Annotated in this window: 18 protein-coding genes and 1 other annotated feature; of the genes, 14 read left to right on the forward strand and 4 right to left on the reverse strand. The window is 36.8% G+C overall.

From position 1 onward, the window contains the following. Positions 1-135: 135 nt before the first annotated feature. From mnmG to EL194_RS00585, 13 genes are all read left to right on the forward strand, one after another. The gene (mnmG, locus tag EL194_RS00525) at positions 136-1986 is read left to right on the forward strand and encodes a tRNA uridine-5-carboxymethylaminomethyl(34) synthesis enzyme MnmG (protein ID WP_003774225.1); all 1851 of its coding nucleotides are present in this window, start codon (positions 136-138) and stop codon (positions 1984-1986) included. Between the two features lie 10 nt (positions 1987-1996). Then, complete coding sequence (locus EL194_RS00530) at positions 1997-2974, forward strand: Gfo/Idh/MocA family protein (RefSeq protein ID WP_003774226.1); 978 nt, start codon at positions 1997-1999, stop codon at positions 2972-2974. A gap of 428 nt (positions 2975-3402) precedes the next feature. After that, positions 3403-5187: a translational GTPase TypA gene (gene typA / locus EL194_RS00535; RefSeq protein ID WP_003774228.1), complete on the forward strand. Its 1785-nt coding sequence runs from the start codon at positions 3403-3405 to the stop codon at positions 5185-5187. A gap of 204 nt (positions 5188-5391) precedes the next feature. Next, positions 5392-7848 (forward strand): hypothetical protein, encoded by a 2457-nt coding sequence (locus EL194_RS00540; protein ID WP_003774231.1) that lies wholly within the window; start codon positions 5392-5394, stop codon positions 7846-7848. Between the two features lie 177 nt (positions 7849-8025). Next, complete coding sequence (rsmG, locus tag EL194_RS00545; protein ID WP_003774233.1) at positions 8026-8742, forward strand: 16S rRNA (guanine(527)-N(7))-methyltransferase RsmG; 717 nt, start codon at positions 8026-8028, stop codon at positions 8740-8742. Beyond that, entirely contained in the window at positions 8735-9490 is a 756-nt protein-coding gene (locus EL194_RS00550) for a ParB/RepB/Spo0J family partition protein (RefSeq protein WP_003774234.1), read from the forward strand. The genes rsmG and EL194_RS00550 overlap by 8 nt, the downstream gene beginning before the upstream one ends. 29 nt (positions 9491-9519) lie before the next feature. After that, positions 9520-10317, forward strand: coding sequence for a ParA family protein (locus EL194_RS00555; protein ID WP_003774236.1), 798 nt, complete (start codon positions 9520-9522; stop codon positions 10315-10317). Beyond that, entirely contained in the window at positions 10301-11170 is an 870-nt protein-coding gene (locus EL194_RS00560; RefSeq protein ID WP_003774239.1) for a ParB/RepB/Spo0J family partition protein, read from the forward strand. The genes EL194_RS00555 and EL194_RS00560 overlap by 17 nt, the downstream gene beginning before the upstream one ends. Positions 11171-11258: 88 nt before the next feature. Then, entirely contained in the window at positions 11259-11774 is a 516-nt protein-coding gene (locus tag EL194_RS00565; protein WP_003774241.1) for a hypothetical protein, read from the forward strand. A 20-nt stretch (positions 11775-11794) separates the two neighbouring features. Then, the gene (locus EL194_RS00570) at positions 11795-12739 is read left to right on the forward strand and encodes a nucleoside hydrolase (RefSeq protein ID WP_003774243.1); all 945 of its coding nucleotides are present in this window, start codon (positions 11795-11797) and stop codon (positions 12737-12739) included. A 25-nt stretch (positions 12740-12764) separates the two neighbouring features. Further along, complete coding sequence (locus EL194_RS00575) at positions 12765-13316, forward strand: Sir2 family NAD-dependent protein deacetylase (RefSeq protein ID WP_003774245.1); 552 nt, start codon at positions 12765-12767, stop codon at positions 13314-13316. 41 nt (positions 13317-13357) lie between these two features. After that, positions 13358-14698, forward strand: coding sequence for a tRNA uridine-5-carboxymethylaminomethyl(34) synthesis GTPase MnmE (mnmE, locus tag EL194_RS00580; protein WP_003774246.1), 1341 nt, complete (start codon positions 13358-13360; stop codon positions 14696-14698). A gap of 49 nt (positions 14699-14747) precedes the next feature. Continuing rightward, the gene (locus tag EL194_RS00585) at positions 14748-15533 is read left to right on the forward strand and encodes a TatD family hydrolase (RefSeq protein ID WP_013853476.1); all 786 of its coding nucleotides are present in this window, start codon (positions 14748-14750) and stop codon (positions 15531-15533) included. Between the two features lie 29 nt (positions 15534-15562). On the opposite strand, the gene EL194_RS00590 is transcribed toward EL194_RS00585, so the two are convergent. From EL194_RS00590 to EL194_RS00605, 4 genes are read right to left on the reverse strand one after another with little or no spacing between them, the layout of a single operon-like run. Beyond that, entirely contained in the window at positions 15563-16351 is a 789-nt protein-coding gene (locus tag EL194_RS00590; protein ID WP_034886649.1) for a MetQ/NlpA family ABC transporter substrate-binding protein, read from the reverse strand. 10 nt (positions 16352-16361) lie between these two features. Next, positions 16362-17033, reverse strand: a complete 672-nt coding sequence (locus tag EL194_RS00595; protein WP_003774252.1) for a methionine ABC transporter permease — start codon at positions 17031-17033, stop codon at positions 16362-16364. After that, positions 17023-18087, reverse strand: coding sequence for a methionine ABC transporter ATP-binding protein (locus EL194_RS00600; protein WP_003774253.1), 1065 nt, complete (start codon positions 18085-18087; stop codon positions 17023-17025). Before EL194_RS00600 ends, EL194_RS00595 begins: the two co-directional genes overlap by 11 nt. Further along, on the reverse strand, positions 18062-19264 hold the full coding sequence (locus tag EL194_RS00605; protein ID WP_034886652.1) for a M20 family metallopeptidase: 1203 nt from the start codon (positions 19262-19264) through the stop codon (positions 18062-18064). Before EL194_RS00605 ends, EL194_RS00600 begins: the two co-directional genes overlap by 26 nt. A gap of 34 nt (positions 19265-19298) precedes the next feature. Then, positions 19299-19538 (reverse strand) — a binding site (T-box leader). A 90-nt stretch (positions 19539-19628) separates the two neighbouring features. Between EL194_RS00605 and EL194_RS00610 the strand changes: the two genes are divergently transcribed. Beyond that, a complete protein-coding gene (locus tag EL194_RS00610) occupies positions 19629-20987 on the forward strand; it encodes an aldehyde dehydrogenase family protein (protein ID WP_003774256.1) in 1359 nt (452 codons plus the stop codon). Positions 20988-21289: the final 302 nt, after the last annotated feature.

Consider the following 21289-nt stretch of genomic DNA (forward strand, 5'->3'; position numbering starts at 1 on the left):
TCCTATCTGTACCACTTACATTAATACAGTATTACATCATGACGAATGTGTCAAGTTTGAATAAATAAGTGAACTTAAATCATTATCAACTCGAATGTTGTATAATTGTGATAAAATACCAACGGAGGCTTTTATATGTATGATGTTATAGTAGTAGGAGGCGGTCATGCCGGTGTTGAAGCAGCTGTTGCTTCAGCCAGAATGGGGCAAAGAACTGCACTCTTTACGTTAAATGTAGATAAAATTGCATCAATGCCTTGTAATCCATCCATCGGTGGACCTGCAAAAGGCATTGTTGTTCGAGAAATAGAAGCGCTTGGCGGCGTTATGGGAAAGATTGCGGATAAGACTGCATTACAATTTCGAATCTTAAATTCAAGTAAGGGACCAGGTGTGCAGTGCTTACGTGTTCAGTCTGACAAATTAGCTTATTCGCGTGCGATGCGTGATGCTGTGCTTGCTGAACCTGGAATTGAAATTGTTCAGAAAATGGTAGAAGGTGTTGTAGCTGAAAATGGCGTTGTTACCGGTGTACGTTGTAAGGGTGATGAATTTGTAGCTGCTAAGACTGTTATTATTACCAGCGGAACTTACATGAGTTCTAAGATTTTACTTTCATCAACCGTTACAGTGAGCGGACCTGATGGGGATCCAACGACGAATAATCTTTCTGAATCTTTGCGCGCATTGGGCTTGAAGACATTCCGTCTTAAAACAGGAACCCCTGCACGTGTTTACACGGATAGTATTGATTTTAGTAAAACTACGATTCAACCCGGTGATGATGAACCGTATTACTTTTCTAACAGTACAAAAAAGGATGATGTAATTAAGGAACAATACCCTTGTTACTTAACATATACAAATCCTACAACACACGATCTAATTGAAGCAAACCTTGAAAAATCAAGTATGTATTCAGGTGTTGTTGAAGGGGTTGGTGCGCGTTATTGTCCATCAATTGAAGATAAAATTGTTCGCTTTTCAGACAAAAATCGTCATCAAATCTTTTTAGAACCCGAATCTGCAGAGTTGGATACAACGTATGTGCAGGGACTATCTTCATCCTTACCAGAAGATGTTCAAGATGCGATGATTCGTACCGTTCCCGGATTGGAAAACTGTCGTGTTCAACGTTATGGTTATGCTATTGAATATGATGCAATTGATCCTATTCAATTGAAGCCGTCACTTGAAATCATGACTGTGGAAAACTTATTTACAGCTGGTCAAATTAATGGTACTTCAGGTTATGAAGAAGCTGCCGGACAAGGACTGATGGCTGGAATTAATGCTGCACTTAAAAATCAAGGCAAAGAACCACTTATTCTGAAACGTGACGAAGCTTATATTGGTGTAATGCTTGATGACCTTGTTACTAAGGGGACTTTAGAGCCTTACCGTCTTTTAACTTCACGTGCAGAATATCGACTCTTGCTGCGTCATGACAATGCATATCGTCGTTTATCACACTTTGGTCACGAGATTGGATTGTTAAGTGATGAGGATTATGAGAAAATAGAATTAGATATTCAAATCATTGATGAATTTATTGAAGCAAGTAAGACAATCAAATTGCCACATAATCCGGAATTTGAAGCCTATTTCGCTGAAAAAGATTCACCATTCCAAGCACATGATCTAACAATTTACGACGCGGTAAAAAGACCGGGTATTGAGTTGTTAGAGGTATTAGAACTGATGGACATGGAAGTCCGTAAAGACTTAGCATTCCAAATCCAAGTAGAAATCAAGTATGAAGGTTATATTAAGAAAGCCATGAAAGAAGCAGAAAAACTTCGATCGATGGAAAATATTAAATTACCGGAAGATATTAACTATGATTCTATTGAAAACTTATCAATTGAGGGGCGTCAAAAACTGACTGCTGTCAGACCGATCACAATGGGTCAAGCATCGCGTATTTCAGGTGTTAATCCAGCAGATATTGCAATTCTTGCTATGGTACTCAAACACAAAGGATAGGGTGGAAATTATGAATATTGGAACAATTGGAACAGGGGTTATTGTTGAAGACTTTATCAAATCAACACAGGATTTATCGGGTGTGTCGTTTAAAGCTGTTTATTCACGAACACAAGGCAGAGCAGACGCTCTAGCAAAACGTTTTGGTATTGAGCAGACACATACTACTCTTGATGCTTTATTTTCAGATGCGTTGGTGGATACGATTTATATCGCTTCCCCAAACAGTCTTCACTATGAGCAAGCTTATGCTGCGCTTAAAGCCGGAAAGCATGTTATTGTAGAAAAACCTTTTGTTGAAACAGAGGAACGCGCACAACAATTAATTCGTTATGCACAAGACCATAATTTATTCCTCTTTGAGGCAATTTGCAATATTCATTTACCGCATTATCAATTTATTAAATCGAATTTAGAGGTTATTGGTAATATTAAACTCGTTCAGTGTAATTTTAGTCAATATTCAAGTCGCTACGACGCACTGTTAGCAGGTGAAACTCCAAATGTATTTAACCCTCATTTTTCAGGTGGTGCTTTAGCTGATATCAATATTTATAATATTCATTTTGTTGTTGGTATCTTTGGAATGCCTGATGAGGTTAAGTATTATGCAAACAAGCATTCAAATGGTATCGATACATCAGGAATTTTAATGATGAAGTATCCTTCGATGACGGTGGAGTGTGTTGGTGCTAAAGATAGTTTTTCTCAAAACTTTGGTCAAATTCAAGGCGATAAGGGTTATATTTATATCCCAGAAAGTGTCAGCAGTATTGAGTCGGTAAGTATTGTTACGAAAGATTCAAAAGAGTTGATCAACATTCAAGATTTACCAAGACTTGCATATCAAGTTGAAGTATTCGAGCGTGCAATTCGCACTCAAGACTTTGAAATTCGTGATCTGTACTTAGATCAAACATTAAGTGTCGTGAGAGTTGCGGAAAAAGCACGGAAAACTGCTAATAATTACTCAAAGCCAACCCAATAGGGTTGGCTTTTTTTGAGAAATCTCTAAAACCACTGTTTTCCAGATTATTGATACTTAAAGTCAAAGTTTTGCCACTGATAAAATATTTTTCATATTTGTGCACATCTACATAGGGGTCTATTTGTACATGTCGTAATCTTCTTAGTGATTTCCTTTCTATTCTCGATTCGTACTGATATAAAAAAATTCAACATCATTGGTAAGGTAGCACATACTGCTTTTTAATTATTAATTATGATATAATGTGCCAAAGCGAGGTTATAGCATGTCAACAAACGAACAAATTCTAGTCATGACACCTCCAATACCTATATTATCGAAGTAAATAGAGTGTATTGAAGGTATAAAACAGAACATAAAATATAGTTCTTTTAAGTGTACCTTCCTGTACTGAAATTAATAGATAAATAGGAAGCGAAAAAATAATAATGAAAAAAATAATAAATATTGCCATCATCGCTCATGTCGATGCTGGTAAGAGTACACTTGTTGATGGGATTTTATCCACGTCAGGTGCTTTTAAACTTGAGCAAAAGGCAGTCGATCGTGTGATGGATCGTAATGATCTCGAGAAAGAACGCGGGATTACGATCTACTCTAAAAACTGTTCGGTCTTCTATAAAGATACGAAAATTAATATTGTCGATACACCAGGTCATGCAGATTTTGCTGGAGAAGTAGAACGTATAATCAAAACAGTTGATACTGTAATTTTGTTAGTAGACTCTGTGGAAGGACCAATGCCTCAAACACGGTTCGTCCTTCGCAAAGCACTTGAACAGAATCTAAAGCCAATAGTCTTAATTAATAAAATGGATAAGTCTGAGCGTCGTCCTGATGAAGTTCTCGAAGAAATTTATGATTTATTCTTGGATCTTGATGCAGATGAATCACAACTGTTTTTTCCAATACTATATGGTGTAACACGGGATTTTAAGGTAAGTCGTCATCAAGATGTACGTGATGCGTCGATGGATGTGCTATTTGATACAATTCTCGAACATACGGATGTCTATGCAGACAAAGATACCCAGCCATTACAGATGCAAGTTTCAACACTTGATTACGACGCATATCTAGGACGTTTGGGAATTGGACGTATTCATCAAGGGGTATTAGAACAAGGACAGGGTATATTGGTTATTGATAACTCTGGGAAACATTCTCACTCACGAATTAAAAAGATGTTTGTTTACAATGGTGTAACACATAAAGAAGTTACGCGAGCTCATAGTGGAGATATCGTAGTAATATCAGGAATATCGAGTGTCACTGTAGGGGATACAATCTGTTCACTAGATGCTCCGATTCCTATGGAAGCGATTAGGGTAGAACAACCCACGTTGTCCATGAACTTTTATGTTAATTCCTCTCCATTTCAAGGAAAAGAAGGTAAGTATATTACTAGTCGAAATATTAAAGAGCGACTTGATCGAGAGTTGGAGGTTAATGTGGGTATGAAGGTCGAGCCCGGCCTATCATCTGATTACTTCACTGTATCAGGACGAGGCGAGTTGCATCTTTCTGTTTTGATTGAAACGATGCGACGCGAAGGTTACGAACTCTCAATTGGAAAACCGCACGTAATTCTTAAAGAACGCAACGGAATAATGTATGAACCAATCGATCGCGTAATTATCGAAACACCTGAAAAGTATAGCGGTAAGATTATTGAGCAGATGAGCCTTCGCCATGGAAATTTATATGATGTCGAACAAAGCAAGAATAATATTCGACAATATTGGTATATCCCAGCACGCCTCATATTAGGGTTTAGAACAGACCTCATTAATTTGACGCGCGGTAATGCGATTTTGATGCGTGAACATTATAAGTATGATGTTCAGCAAGGAATCTTGAATACGCCCAAACGTGGGTCACTCATATCCAACGCTTCGGGTAATTCAATGGCATTCCCTATGTTTCATATTCAAGATCGTGGCAGTTTTTTTATTGGTGCTCAAACGGAAGTCTATCCAGGAATGATAGTTGGGGTTACGAACAAAGAAAATGATATGTGGGTAAATGTAATTCGAAACAAACGATTAAATAGCTACCGAGGTAATGGACGAGGTGGTAAAGAAGATGCTTTAAAACTTGAGGATCCGATTACTCTCACCTTAGAGTATGCTCTTGACTATATCACTGAGGATGATCTTGTTGAGGTGACACCCTTGAATATTAGATTACGTAAGAAAAATTTACGACAATAAATGAAACAATAACGAAATAGATAATTAATCAATTGATTAGGGGGCTTCGGCTCCTTTTTTTGATAAATTAAAGAGCAAAAATTTCTTTGGGTCATTTTGTTGTGAGCCCATCTACCACATTTAGTTGTAAATTCTAAGACCTCTTTACAATTTAGGCTACTGTATGTAAAAATTTAACACGCTAATTAGTGTGGAGGGGATAAAATGATACGAAAAATCTGTATTTTTGTAATGTTTATTTTACTTTTCGGTGCTTATCAAATAGATAATGTTTCCGCAGATGTGAATTATGAATTCCAAGACTTGAATCGGGATGTTGGTGTAAGTATGCGCGGAATTTGTAATCGTAAGGAATCCTGTGTTAGCGGGTCTAAAACTTACACAATACAATGGCTCGGAATGGAGAGTGGTGATGAACCGGTATCCTTGGTCATGCAAGAGGAGTTTAAGAATAATTTTTCGATTGAAATTGGTAAAATATCAAATCTTACCAAGGACACAAAATCTATAACAATTGATAATTTAGCATTACAAGATTTTATGGGTTTTAATTTGGAAGACTCCAATGTTTATCACAAAGTGTATGGATTTAAAATTCATGGTGAAACACCGGACGCTTCGGAATATCGAGTAATCCAGCACCAGAATACAATTAATATTTATCGAATAAAAAATCAAACAATTAAATTTTCGGTAGTACGTGATGGTCCCATCAATGATGTAAAGTCGTTACAGTTTATCTTAACGAAAAATGGAGAGCGGTCAAAGAGTCTTCAAACAACACATCATTTACGTATCTCGAGACAGCATTATTCATTTATCACAACAAAGTATGACGATGACCATAAACCATTTACTTTTGATATCATTACGGATGGAGATGATCGAATTCAAATCGAAAAAAAAGTTATCAATGATTATGAGTTTGAATTCCGACTTCGTCAAAATATTACGAAAGAAATTCCATTAATCGGCTTAAGCTTGAAAAGTGTTACGGGCGAAATTGTCCTTATAAATGAAAAACAAAAAGAGCTTGTAGGTACTGTTAAGGATGAGAAGGTAATGTTTAAAAATGTTCATCACGATGATTTAGATACGTCATTTAAAATTAAACGCTATACACTGAGTGACCCAAGTGTTGAGTTAAACATTAATGAGGACAAGCTTAAGAATATATCTAAAATAAATGTAGAACGATTTATTAATAAAAAATATCAAATTGAATGGGGACCTAATATTCTCACTTATCCAAACGTTAAATCGACAGATACAATTGATATTCATCTTTTAGAAGATAATCAAGCAACACATATTAAAAAATCGGTAGCTTTTAATCAGTCGCACCTTTTATTCAAGTTAAATCTTTCTAAAAAGCCATCGTTTTCTGTTGGTGATGACTTTGTGATTGCAGCAAACGATTCGAAAATATATATTGATCGTGCAATTCAGCCATTACATATTGAAATTCAGAAGGCATATAAACCCAAAAAAGAAGAGGATATTGATATTTCATTAGAAATTTTGATTCCAAACATTAATGGTGGAAAGGTGGATCCAAATGAATTATTGAGTGTAGACGGGTTTGTAATTCAAGAAAATTCAAAACAAGAATTGAAGCCAAATCTTGAAGAAATACTCTCTGTTGAAGGATTTAGTGTAAATGAGACCATCGCTGAGGAACCAAAAAACGTACTGCTTCCAGATCCTATATTTCTAGAAGGATACAGTATTGATGAGATACCCAATCACGAGTTTTACCACGGTATGGAAGCAATTATGGAGAAAGAATTCATTAAGCAAAAAAACTTAGAACAGATTTTGGAACAAGATCGTAAAAACCGTATTGCATATGAATTGAGCATCAAAGAATATGAGGAGCAGTTAAAACCAATCAGTCTCGAAAATCATCTCGAAGGTGAGCAAATTGAATTGAACGAAAATCCAATCACCATTGAAAATATTAATCAATCAAGTCAAAAATTAGAAAAAAAGGGATTGTTTAATGATAATCAGCAGGTTTATTTCATGTTAGATGTGAACGGGCACGCAATACAGGATCATCCATCATTTGACACGATGCCTCTTTTAGTGGGTACAGAGATACCAGAAGAAATAATAGATTCAAGCAAAATGGACGAAGCATATAAAGTCTTAGATTTTATTGAGACTCAAAAGCGCATTAACTTAGAACGAATTTTACTACAAGACATTGAAAATCGAATCCATCATGAACAAGAATCTGAAAAGATAATGAATGATCTTTATAAAGAACGTTCAACCATTGAACACCAAATGGATGTTTATGAAATAGCAGCGTCCTACTTAATTGACGGAGTGGAGATGGAAAATAAGAATCATAATGACATAAGCAGTTTCAAAGAGACTGAAGAAAGAGATGCTATAACGGTTATGAGAACAACACCATCAGATACTAAATCACTTAAAAAAGACAGAATTCAAAAGCAAAAACAAAACCAAGTTGGAACGGATATACAAAACTTTGATGAAAAATTGATTACCCGGGGAATAGAGAATAACAAAGATAGCGTTCTTCCCAAAACAGGGAAACAAAAACACAGTAATATTTGGAGTAAATTCCTCATATTGACGGGTGTTTGTGTATTATTATCGAAAAGGTATAAAAATAGAATTGTTAAATAGCACATAAAAGACAGTATTGACTGTCTTTTATGCTTTTTTGCCCAAATATTTGTCTCTAGGTTTTGTTGTGGAAATCTGTGAAATACGCTATAATTACAACGTAGTTTCGATTCTAATCTTAAGAATCAAAGATGGTAAAAATGTGTTAATAAAAGATGCATTGCAATTGGAGGCTTCATGAATTTTTTAGAATTTATTAGTAAAATTGAAGCGTTGGGGATTGTTGTTTCAGAAGAAATGAAACAACAATTTTTAACGTACAAGAATCTTATTCAAGAAGTGAATAAAGTCTTAAATTTAACGGGAATCGATGATGATGAGGGGATATTTTTAAAGCATTTCTATGATTCATTGCTTATTTCGCCATTAATAAAAGAAAACAGTAGCATTGCAGACATTGGGAGTGGTGCTGGATTTCCAGGAATCGTCCTTGCAATTGCGCGTCCCGATGTCACAGTAACGTGTATCGAGCCAACAACTAAGCGAACAAACTTCTTAGAACGTGTTGTACAAGAGTGCGGCTTAAAAAATACAATCGTTTTAAATGGTCGTGCAGAAGATGTTATCGGAGAACTTCGTGAGTCTTTTGATGTCGCAACAGCACGTGCCGTTGCTTATCTTGATATACTCAGTGAATTATGTTTGCCTTTTGTCAAAGTTGGTGGCGTATTTTTAGCAATGAAAGGAACAAAAGGAATCGAGGAATATGAAGATTCCCTAAAGGCTATCAAAATCCTGGGTGGAGAATTAATTCAAACTCATAAATTTTGTGATGATATCATGGGCGACCGCTATAATTTAGAGATTAAAAAAGTGAAGTCCGCTTCGAAGAAGTATCCAAGAAGTTATGCTAAAATTAAGAAGACACCACTGTCTGGGAGGAATCATGATTGATCGTAGAGAAATAGCTATTGAAAAAATTAAACCTAACCGTAATCAACCACGGCTAACTTTTAACGATGAGAGTTTGTTGGAATTGGGTCAATCGATTAGTGAAAATGGCCTTCTTCAACCGATTGTTGTTCGTGAAGTCAACGAGATAGATGAATATGAAATTATTGCCGGAGAACGTCGTTATCGAGCAATGCGAATGTTCGGTTTTACAGAAGTTCCGTGCATTATCAGTAATATTGACGATGATAAAAGTGCAACATTAGCGCTTATTGAAAATATACAGCGAGAAGATTTAAGTGTGTTAGAAGAAGCGAAAGCATATCGCGATATTTTACGAATTCAAAAAATAACTCAAAAGGAACTCGCAACCAAAGTAGGGAAATCACAATCAGCGATTGCGAATAAAATCCGTTTACTTGAATTGCCTGAACCCGTACTCGAAGCCTTAGGAGAGCGTAGAATTACTGAGCGTCATGCGCGTGCTCTATTAAGTGTTGAAAAAGAAAAAACTGAAGAAGTTTTAGACGAAATCCTTAATAAAAAGTTGAATGTTAAAGAGACAGAGACCCTCATTAACAAACCACGAAAGAAAAAAACAGTAACACGTGGTATTTCTCAACACATTAAGATTGGTATTAATACAATCAAGCAATCGATCGGAATGATTGAAAAAACAGGAATTACGGTAAAACATGAAATGGAAGAAACGAATGATGAGGTTATCATTACGATACGCTTCCCTAAATAACTTAAGAATATAACAAAGGATGTGAGTCAATGGGGAAAATAATTGCTGTAGCTAATCAAAAAGGTGGCGTTGGGAAAACAACGACGAGTATTAATTTATCTGCTGGGTTAGCCTACTTAGGCCAAAAAGTTCTATTAGTAGACCTTGACCCCCAAGGAAATGCATCTCAAGGTGTAGGTGCAAATAGAATGGCGATTAAAGACAGTACCTATGATTTAATTCTTTCTGAAAAAGAAGTAAGCGACATTAAAATGTCTTTGAATACTCCCCCAATGGATTTAATTCCCGCAACAATTGATCTTGCTGGAGCAGATCTCGAGATGGTTGAGTTTAAGATTGGTCGTGAGCGTCTTTTAAAGAATAAATTAATTAAAGCAAAGGATGACTATGATTATATTATTATAGATTGTCCACCATCATTAGGTTTGTTAAATACAAATGCATTGACGGCTGCGGATTCAGTCATAATACCGGTTCAATGTGAGTATTATGCACTTGAAGGGTTAACACAATTGTTATCCACAATCCGGCTTGTACAAAAGCTGTTTAATCCAGATTTAAAAATAGAAGGCGTTTTACTTACGATGTTTGATGTTCGTACTCGTTTGAGTGTTGAGGTTCAACAAGAAGTTCGTAAATATTTTAAAGAACGTGTCTATAAGAGTAATATCCCTAGAAATGTTAAGTTGTCAGAAGCTCCTTCTCGTGGAAACTCAATCTTCGAATATGATTTAAAATCGGAAGGCGCTAAAGCATACGCATCTCTAGCGAAAGAAGTCTTATCATATAATAAGAAACGGAGTGACTCGAATGGCAGAGAAAGATAGTAATCGTTTAGGTCGTGGACTGGGTGCAATTTTTGGTGATGATGTATCTTCAGTACTTGAGGATATTCAACAAGGCAATAATGATGAATTTACGGGTGTTAAAACAAGCCTTAAAGTCAAAGATATTCGCACAAATCCATACCAACCGCGTCGACATTTTGACGAGGATAAATTAGAAGAATTATCACAATCAATTTCAACACATGGTTTGTTTACACCGATTTTAGTTCGTGAAACGAATAAGGGATACGAACTTGTAGCTGGAGAACGTCGTTTACGTGCTACCAAACGCGCAAATATCGAAGAAATCGCAGCGATCGTTGTGGATTTTGATGATTCACAGATGATGGAAATTGCGATTATCGAGAACGTTCAACGTGAAGATTTAAATGTAATTGAAGAGGCGATGGGATATAGTTCATTAATTGATCGTTTAGGTTTAACTCAAGAAGAAGTTGCGAAACGAGTAAGTAAATCCCGTAGTCATATTACAAACTTATTACGTTTATTAAGACTTCCAAAATCTGTACAAGAAATGGTCAGCGATAACAAACTCACAATGGGTCATGTGCGCCCACTTGTCACAATCGAAGATCCAAAAGAAATTGAACGCATTGCGGAAGAAATTTTAAGTAAGAAGTTATCGGTACGGGAAGCAGAACGTCTCATCAATAAAGAAGATGTGAAACCTGTTGAACCGAAGTTACGTAATAAAGATTATGATTATGCACAATCATTATTCGAACGACGCTTACAAACACGCGTTAATATCGCGAATAATAAAGTGATGATTTCGTTTGATGACGACGAAGATTTAAATCGTATTTTAGAGTTGCTTGATATTATTGAGTAAGGACGCCAAAGCGTCCTTTTTCTATCTTTCATAGTAATTTCTCATATCGCTAAAATGATAATGATATTGTAACGTTAGAGGTGAAATTATGAAACAAGAGCGACAAACAGAACTAAAAAAATCCAATAAAAGGAATCAACGTTTAATAAAAATTGCAGTCGTACTAATGTTAATGGTAATTGGGCTTTTGGTCTATCAAAAATCACAAACTCAAGACCAAGAAGTCAAAGATGATACCTTAGTTCGAGATGTATCGATCTTAGTAGAAACGTTTAGTGATACACTTAATGAGAATGCAGAAGAATTCTACCAAAATCTCGTAAAAACAGATACAATTCGATCATTTCGTCTGAACCCTTTAGATATGTGTGTTGGTGGAAATCAAAGTGTTCAAGCAAGAATTTATGTCGTAAATATTGAGGAAGAAAATCCTGAAACAAAGAATATAGAATATAAACCTGAGTATTTGATTTCAGGAGCGACAGAAATTATATATGATAATAAAGAAGTAAAAGGGTATAGACTATGGATTGATCGTTCACCGACCATTGAGGGAATTCATGAGCTGGTTAAAACGAATCAACTTGATTGCTATATTCCTTAAAATAGAATAGAGGGGATTTTATGAAGTATATTTTAGATGTGGATACAGGTATTGATGATACGTTTTCAATTGTATATATGTGTGCGCAAAAAGAATTGAGTTTAATTGGAATTACCACGGTTTATGGAAATATTGATGTGGAAGGAGCAACACAGAATACACTAGACCTTCTCCATTACTTTAATCAAAATCATATTCCTGTATATCAAGGATGCACGCATGCTCGTAGGGACAATACTTATGAACATCTTGCTGGTGGGATTAGATTTCATGGTAAAAATGGAATTGGAAATGCTGTTTTAACCCAATCTCCTAACATGAAAGTTACAAAACATGCAGTTGATTTTCTTATTGAGTCTGCGGAAAAGTATGGTAAAGAACTTGTGATTATCGCATCAGGTCCTCTTACAAACCTCGCTAAAGCAATTGAGAGAAATCCTAATGCTATGGCTGGAATCGGTAATCTTGTCTTAATGGGAGGAGCATTTAGTGTTCCAGGTAATGTAAGTAAGTTTGCGGAAGCAAACATTGCTCAAGATGATTTAAGCAGTAAGATTGTTCTCGGAAGTTCAACACCGATTACAATGATTGGCTTGGATGTTACGACTCGGGCAATCATTACCAAAGAGGATGTAGCCCACTGGAAGTCATCAGCGCCCGAGCTTTATCAAATTGTCCTTTATTACCTCGACGCATATAAAGATGCGTATCCGTTGTGGGATGGCTGCGCATTACATGATCCACTTGCGGTTTTTGCGGCACTTAATCCTAACTTAATCACAGGACCTCACGTTAATCTGGACGTCCTCACAGATCAAGAGCAAAAAGGGCGCACGATTCTTAATGTAGACGCTTATCGTGAAGGCAAATCCCCCAACGTAAAAGTTGCGCTTGATGCAGATATTGAGGGTTTTAAGAAGTCTTTACTTGGTGATATCGATGCCCTTATAGCACGTATATCGTGATACAATGGCATAAAGGAGTGGTTTTATGATTTTAGCGTTTACAGGTGCCGGAATTAGTAAGGCATCGGGAATAAGTACATTTATGGAACAACCTGAAGTTCGGGATCGATTGCATCGAAGTTTTGCGACACAACATCCCGAAGCATACCGAGAAACAATAGCAGAATTGTGTTACATCATTCAAAAGGCAGAACCGAATGACGCTCATCGGGCCCTTTCGGAATATAACATTCCAATTATCACGATGAATATCGATGGTTTACATGAAAAAGCAGGCAGTTCCCCCATTGCTTTACACGGATCAATGCCAAATGAGAATGAGCTCGCTTATGCGGATCAACTTTTCAATAAGCCGGTATTATATGGAGATCCTGCTCCAAGTTATCGACGCGCCTATGAAAAAGTAGATTCATTAAAAGAGGGGGACATTTTACTTGTTATTGGTGCATCACGATTTACTGCGGTCGCAACAGATTTACGCGAAATTGCGTATGCGAATGGTGTGGAGATCATAGAGATTCAAGAGAATGCTGTTGAGCAAGTTCGAGAAACACTTGAATCTATAATTAACGATTAAAAAGAGAATTCATTGCGCATTCTCTTTTTTTTACCTATAATATGCGTATGATAACAGATACAATAGTAGCAATTATAACGGCGCTACAAGAAAGTGCCATCAATGTTTTAAGAATTAGTGGTGTGGATGCCATCGATATCGTGAATCAAATATTTTCACGCGATTTAGAGCATGTGGATTCGCATACAGTTCATTACGGTCATATTATTGACCCCGTGAACAAACAAGTTGTTGATGAGGTTCTCGTCAGTGTTTTTAGAGCGCCTCGAACTTACACCCGTGAAGATGTAGTTGAAATTAGTTGTCACGGTGGTGTATTGGTGACAAAGAAAGTTTTAAGTTTATGTTTATCAGTTGGAGCACGTATGGCTGAACCGGGAGAGTACACACAGCGTGCATTCCTTAATGGACGCATTGACCTGTCTCAAGCAGAATCGGTGATGGAATTGATTCAAGCTCCAAATGAATTTGCGCAAGAACTTGCAATTTCGGGTGTTCAAGGGAATGTTCGTAAATTAATTGAACCCTTTCTCGAACGTCTAATTCAGATGATCGCAAATATCGAGGTTAATATTGATTATCCCGAATATGATGATGTTGAAGTGCTTACAGAAGCTGTGATTTTACCCGAGGCGAAGCGGTTTTTAGAAGATCTAGGTAAAATTCTTAAAGAATCACAGAGTGGTCGAATCATGAAAGAAGGCGTTAAGACTGTTATACTGGGTAAACCTAACGTTGGGAAATCAAGTATTCTTAATGTTCTCCTTGAAGAAGATAAAGCAATCGTAACGGAGATCGCAGGAACGACACGAGATTTAGTCGAAGGATGGATTCGATTAGAGAATGTAGCCCTTCACTTAATTGATACAGCAGGTTTGCGTGATACCGGAGACCGAATTGAACAAATCGGGATTGAAAAAAGTCGAAAAGCACTCGAATCTGCAGAACTTGTAATTGTGGTTTTCGATGCATCACAAGCTCGTGATCAAGAAGATATTGATTTATTAGAAGCAACAAAACATAAAGAACGCATTATTGTTTACAATAAAAAAGATCTCGTTAATCGAGAACCGGATGGTTTATACGTAAGTGCTTTAGAAGGTGATGTGCATGAACTTGTGGACGAAATCAATAAGCGTTATGTTGAACATACCAAAGCATTAACAAAGCCTACTTTATCCAATGAACGTCATATTGCACAGGTACAAAAAAGTTACCTCGCAATGCAACGTGCACTGGAAGCATTGGAGTTTGGAATGGAACTCGATTTGGTAACTATTGATTTAAATGAGTCTTATGTAGAACTCGCTTCAATTATTAAACCGAAAAAAGATATTAATGTGCTGGATGAAATCTTTGCACGTTTCTGTCTGGGAAAATAAATTTTGGCTCCTATGGGAGCCTTTCGTATCGTCAATAAGGAGTAAGAAAATGGAATATGGTTGGATTGACTCGCATGCACACATTGCATCAGAAGGTTTAGTTGAATCTTTTGATGAATTGGTGTCCAATGCGAAAAGTGAAGGCATTGATAAGATATGCATTATTTGTGGATCGTTAAAAGAAATAGAAGATGCGCTGGAAAAGACTAAATCAGACACAGATATGTTTGATCTAGCAATTGGTATTCACCCTTGTGATGTGAAAGATGCACATGAAGGTGATCTTGAAAAGATGATGGCATATCTTGAACATCCTCAAGTTGTTTGTGTTGGTGAGATTGGTCTTGATTATTATTGGGATGATTCTAATCGTGAGGTACAAAAGGCCGTCTTTAAGCGACAAATTGAGATTGCGAATGAATTCGGTAAACCGGTCGCAATTCATGTTCGTAATGGAGAACTGAATGCTATGGAAGATGTTCTTCAAATTCTTGAGTCTCATCCTGCAACAGCATCAGGAATTGTACATTGTTATAGTGATACGGTAGAGAATGCGAAACGTCTTTTTGAATTAGGCTTTTATATTGGTGTAGGAGGCATTCTTACGTTTAAAAATGGTCAAAACGTCCGGGATGTATTAAACATCGCACCTATTGACCGTATTTTAACGGAAACAGATTCTCCGTATCTAGCGCCAGTACCCAAACGGGGTAAACGAAACGAACCTGCTTTTGTACGGTATACGGGCGAGAAAATTGGTGAATTGAAAGATTTAACTCCACAACAAGTTAAGTCCCAAATCCACCAAAATTATAAGACACTCTTCAAACGTTAAAAAGAATCCCTCGGGATTCTTTTTAACGTTTAAAACACAGGTACTGAAGCACCGCTTGTTTCTTCAATAATTAATGCTTTCACTGCATCCGTTTGATACAGTTCCACAATTCGTTTTAGATCTTTACGATCTTTATCTTCAGTTCGAATTGCAATGAGATTTACATAGTCGGCATTTTCTTCCGTTAACGTTTCTAGTTTAATGGCATCTTGACTTGGGGTAAAGCCAGCATCGACCGCAATCCCGGAGTTAATCGCTGCAAGTGGTACCTCTGCAAGTGCACCGGGAAGGTTGGATGCCTCGAGTTCAAAAATATCAAAGTTATGTGGGTTTTCAACGATATCTTTCTTATCTGGAAGCTTCGCATCATTTAATTTCAAAAGACCGTGAGTTTGAAGTAATTGTAATGCACGAGCCCCATTTGTTCGATCGCTTGGAATCGCAATCTTGTCACCATCCTTCAATTCAGATAAGTCTTTAATTGATCGTGAATAAAGTCCCAGTGGTGAATAGAATGTATCTGCAACTGCAGTGAGTTCGTAACCATTTTGTTGACTCTCATCATCTAAGTAAATATGATGTTGGAACGCATTCATATCAATTTCTTTTGAGTTTAAAGCTGCATTAGGTTGTGGATAGTCTGAGAAATAAACCAGTTCGACGTTTATACCTTCTTGAGCTGCTTGCTCCACAACATAGTTCCAGCTTTTTGTTTGGTCACCACCATGGAGACCGACGCGTACAACGTTTTCTTTAGACTTTGAGCCGCAACCGACTAATGTTAATAATGTTATAAATAATATAAGTGTTTTTTTCATAATGTTCTCCTTAATGTGTTGTTTTCTTAATAATAAAATTACCAAGGCTTTGTATGATTGATACAAAAACTAGAATTACGAGGACTGCTACAATTGATATATCGGTATTGTATTTGTTATGACCATAACGAATAACGTAGTCGCCCAATCCACCGCCACCTACTACGCCTCCAAGTGTCGTAAGACCAAGAAGACTAATCAGTGTGATTGTGGTGGAACGGACAAGAGAGGGGATGCTTTCGCGTAGATAGACTCTGATGACAATTTGGAAGGTAGAAAGACCCATAGATTGTGCGGCTTCGATGAGTCCACGATCTATTTCAGATAAACTTAAATCGACTTGTCGTACGAAGAAAGGTGTACATCCTACTACAAGTGGGAAGATGGTGCCTTCGACACCAATAGCCGTACTTGAAACAATTTTCGTAATTGGAATGAGTGCCGTAAGTAAAATCACGAAAGGTATCGATCTAAAAATATTTACACAAGTATCAAGTACGTGATAGATTACAGAATTCGGTTTGAGTCCATCCTCCCGTGTTAATACGAGAATAACACCAAAGAATAGACCTGCAATTATGGAATAAATCCCTGCTTTGGTAAGCATATAAAGTGTCTGTTGGATGCTTTCTATAAATTCTGGCCAATATTGTATTAGATTGGGTATTAGGCTATTTACCATTTTCAATTACCTCCACATTAATATTACGTTGACGTAAATTATCCAATGCTTCACATTTACGTAATCCTGATAGAATGATGAGCATTGTACCCACGATTTCGTTTTGAACAATCTCAACATTCGCATGAATAATGCTTGCACTAACGTTGTATTGTTGTGATATCTCAGAAATAACAGATTCGCGCGTATTTGAACCAATAAAATCAATTCTTACGAGACTTTGATCATCTTTTAAATCTAAAATATCTGGATTCGTTTTAAAGAGATCGATGGTTTCAAGCGTATTTGTAGTTGTATCCACAAAGTCTTTCGTGATTTGTGCAGTTGGATTTGCGAATATTTCTTTAACAGAATTCACTTCTTTAACTTCACCATCCTCCATAACCGCAACGCGATCACAGATGTCTTTTACCACATCCATTTCATGGGTAATAATCACAATCGTTATACCTAAGTCTGTATTTACTTTTTTTAACAGTTTTAAGATTGTTTTTGTAGTTTGTGGATCAAGAGCACTTGTTGCTTCATCACACAGAAGGATATCTGGGTCATTGGCGAGAGCACGGGCAATTCCTACGCGTTGCTTTTGGCCGCCCGATAATTGACTGGGGTAAGCATTTGCTTTGTCTTGAAGGCCGACAAGCTCTAAGAGGTCCGTAACTTTTTTAGTTAAGACTTCTTTCGAAAGTTTTTGATCTTTAAGTGGGAATGCGATATTTTGGAAGACGGTTCGTGATTTCATAAGATTAAACTGTTGGAAAATCATGCCGATTTTTTTTCGTTGTTTTCGTAATTGTTGAGACTGATGATGTCGGTTTTGGAAACTTACTTTAGATAGATCTGGATTTAGTTGTGTTCCATTTACAATAACATTTCCTGATGTTGGAACTTCAAGCAAATTGATACAACGCACAAGGGTACTTTTTCCGGCACCACTAAATCCAATTACACCGAATACTTCACCTTTTTGGATATCAAGTGAAACATTTTTAAGTGCATGAACGGCTTTATCATTTGTATAAAAAGTTTTATTTATATTTTGGAGTTTGATCATTTTGTTTCGCGATCCTTTCTTGGTGTTCGTCTTTGATTGTTTGGAGGAGTTCAGGGTCAATCATTAAATCAAGTGCGGTCAACGCAAGCAGTTGTGCACCAAGGTGAATGGAGTTGAGCCCTTGGGTGCTACATGCTGCTGCTTTAAATTCTGGACTATGACCTGCGATAAAAGTGTCCGATATGCTTATGGTTGGTTGGATTGTTGGTACAACATAGCTTACATTTCCAACATCACTAGAGCCAAATGTAGAACCATCTCGTTCAATAACATCAAAACCATATTCTTGAAGATGCTTAAGGTAGAGTTTGTCAAAGGAGGGAGTAATAACGGTATCATCGACAGCGTTTTGGAATAATCCAAATTCATAGTGGCATCCTGTGGATAATGCAGCGCCCTTTACAATATTTTCAAATCGATTGTAGACATCTGAGAGGGTAGCACGGGTATTTGCTCTTAAGTAGAAACGTCCCTTCGCAAATTCGGGTACGATATTTGGTGCTACACCGCCATCGGTAATAATTCCATGAATCATGACATCTTGAGGAAGATGTTGTCGTAAGGCATTACTTGCATTAAATACTTGGATGAGTGCTTCAAGTGCATTGATTCCTAATTCAGGTGCAGCCGCTGCATGACTGGGTTTTCCGAAGAAGGATACATCGACAGGGTCGTTTGCCAGGGTTTCCACAGTGAGACTGTGTAAGTAACCGGGGTGGACACATAACGCTGCATCCACATCATCAAAATAATGGTCTCGGACAAAGCTCGCTTTGGCACTTCCGTTTGTTCCACCTTCTTCTCCAGGTGTCCCATAAATACGGATTTCACCACCGATATCATCGATTATCGACTTGAGTGCAGTCGCGGCGAGTATGGATGTAATACCAAAGAGATTATGACCACAGGCATGCCCGATGCCGGGAAGGGCATCATATTCCGCAAGAAATACAATTACAGGACCCGTTTTTTTTGTCGTATAGCGAGCATCAAAGCCTGTCGAATGACCTGCCACACCAACAGTGACCGAAAACCCCTCTTCAGTACAAAGAGAACTTAAAAGACTGCAGGCATAGACCTCTTCATTACATATCTCTGGATGTGCATGAAGATCAAGCGCGAGTTCTTTATAATGATCAATACGCTTCAAGACAGCTGATTCAATACTATTTTTCATAAACTTTCCTCCTGACAAATAAAAAACGCCCATCCCAAAGGATGAGCGTGCTCATGTTACCACCTTAATTTATTAATACCTCACGGATATTAACCTCTTCAAGTTCTATCAAACTCTATCGCTTTAACGGGCGCTCCCGGCGTAGCCTAAATCTTCCGAATTCAACTACACAGCTCCAAGGCCATTTTCAGTATGTGTCCATCCATCTGCTCTCACCAACACAGACTCTCTGTAAAACTTTTCACGAACTTACTTTCCTTTTCATTGCTTTTCATCATTATCTTCCAAAATGTAATATTTGTCAACCAATTCATTTAACATTTCACATTGCGTGACATATGATATACATAAGGAGTGTGATTTAATGAACCGATTAGATAAGCAAAAAATATATTTTAATTCACAGATTACAAAACCAATAGCATTCAGAAAAGAAGCATTAGATAAACTCGAAAAAGGGCTGAAAGCTTATGAAACAAAGATCTACGCAGCGTTTAAACAAGACCTGTCTAAACCTGAAATGGAGGTATACACAACAGAAATTGCAGTTGTATATCGATCGATTCGTGATGCGAAAAAAAATCTTAGTCAATGGATGAAACAACAAAAAGTCAAAACACCTTTTGTTCTCGCAGGAAGAAAGAGCTTTAAACTTTATGAACCTTTGGGAAATACATTGATCATCGGTCCTTTTAATTATCCTTTACAACTTGTCCTTGTTCCACTTGTAGGGGCTATCGCAGCAGGTAATACGGCTGTTATCAAGACATCAGAGCTAACACCTGCTATCTCAAGTGTTATTCATGAATTGATTTCTGATTTTTTCATCGAAGATTACATTGTGGTCGTAGAGGGGGATGTATCCGTAAATCAAGAACTTCTCAAACAACCTTTTGATTTCATTTTCTTCACCGGAAGCACACAAGTAGGGAAAATTGTTATGAAATATGCCGCAGAAAATCTAACACCAGTGGTTCTTGAACTCGGTGGAAAAAGTCCATGTGTAGTAACCGAAAATGCAAATATTTCACTAAGTGCAAAACGTATTGCTTGGGGGAAATTTCTTAATAATGGGCAGACCTGTGTGGCACCAGACTATGTTTTAGTTTCACGAAAGCATGAAGAGGCATTGACTCAAGCACTTATCAAGGAAATAAGAGCCATGTATGGCGATGATATCAAAAACAATGAAGACTATGGCCGTATCGTGAATATAAAGCACGCAGACCGCCTCAAACAGATCCTGGAGGCACATAAAGATGATATTGTCTTTGGAGGCAGGAGTAATGGAACATATATCGAACCGACGTTACTCTCTTTAGAGTGTGATAAGGGTAAGGTTATGGAATCTGAAATATTTGGACCGATCTTACCGATAATTGCATTTGATACATTGGAAGAGGCCTATACAATAATTGAAAATAATCCAAAACCTCTATCCTTATATATGTTCACAGAGTCCTATGAAGAACAAGAAGCAATTCTTAATCGTATTCAATTTGGTGGCGGATGCATTAATGATACAATATTGCATCTTGTAAATGACGCACTTCCTTTTGGTGGGATTGGAAATTCTGGAATTGGAACATATCATGGTTTTTCAAGTTTTGAAGTCTTTTCAAATTGTAAATCAATGATGAAATCAAATTCATTTCCGCTATCGATAATGTACCCACCTTATCATCAGACCAAATTTAAGTTCATCAAAAAAATATTTAAATAATATTTGAACAAAAAATTTATAGGGTATTTATTTCTATTTAATAATAAAAAAAAGTTATGGCTGAAAAATGGATTTCATTATAATAATAAAGAAGAAAACCCAAAATGATCCTGTGTATTTTCGATTGAAAAAAAGCAAGATTCTTATATGAAAAGAACCACTCTATATATAAGGATAGAAAAATCGTAAATTCAGCGATTATTTAGACATAAAAATATGAGTTCAAAAAAAATGGAAACTAGAAATTTTAAAATTAATTTGAAAGACTTATGATATAATACAAACGATATTAAGAGAGGTAA

Source organism: Erysipelothrix rhusiopathiae (assembly GCF_900637845.1).
Taxonomy (GTDB): Bacteria; Bacillota_I; Bacilli_A; order Erysipelotrichales; family Erysipelotrichaceae; genus Erysipelothrix; species Erysipelothrix rhusiopathiae.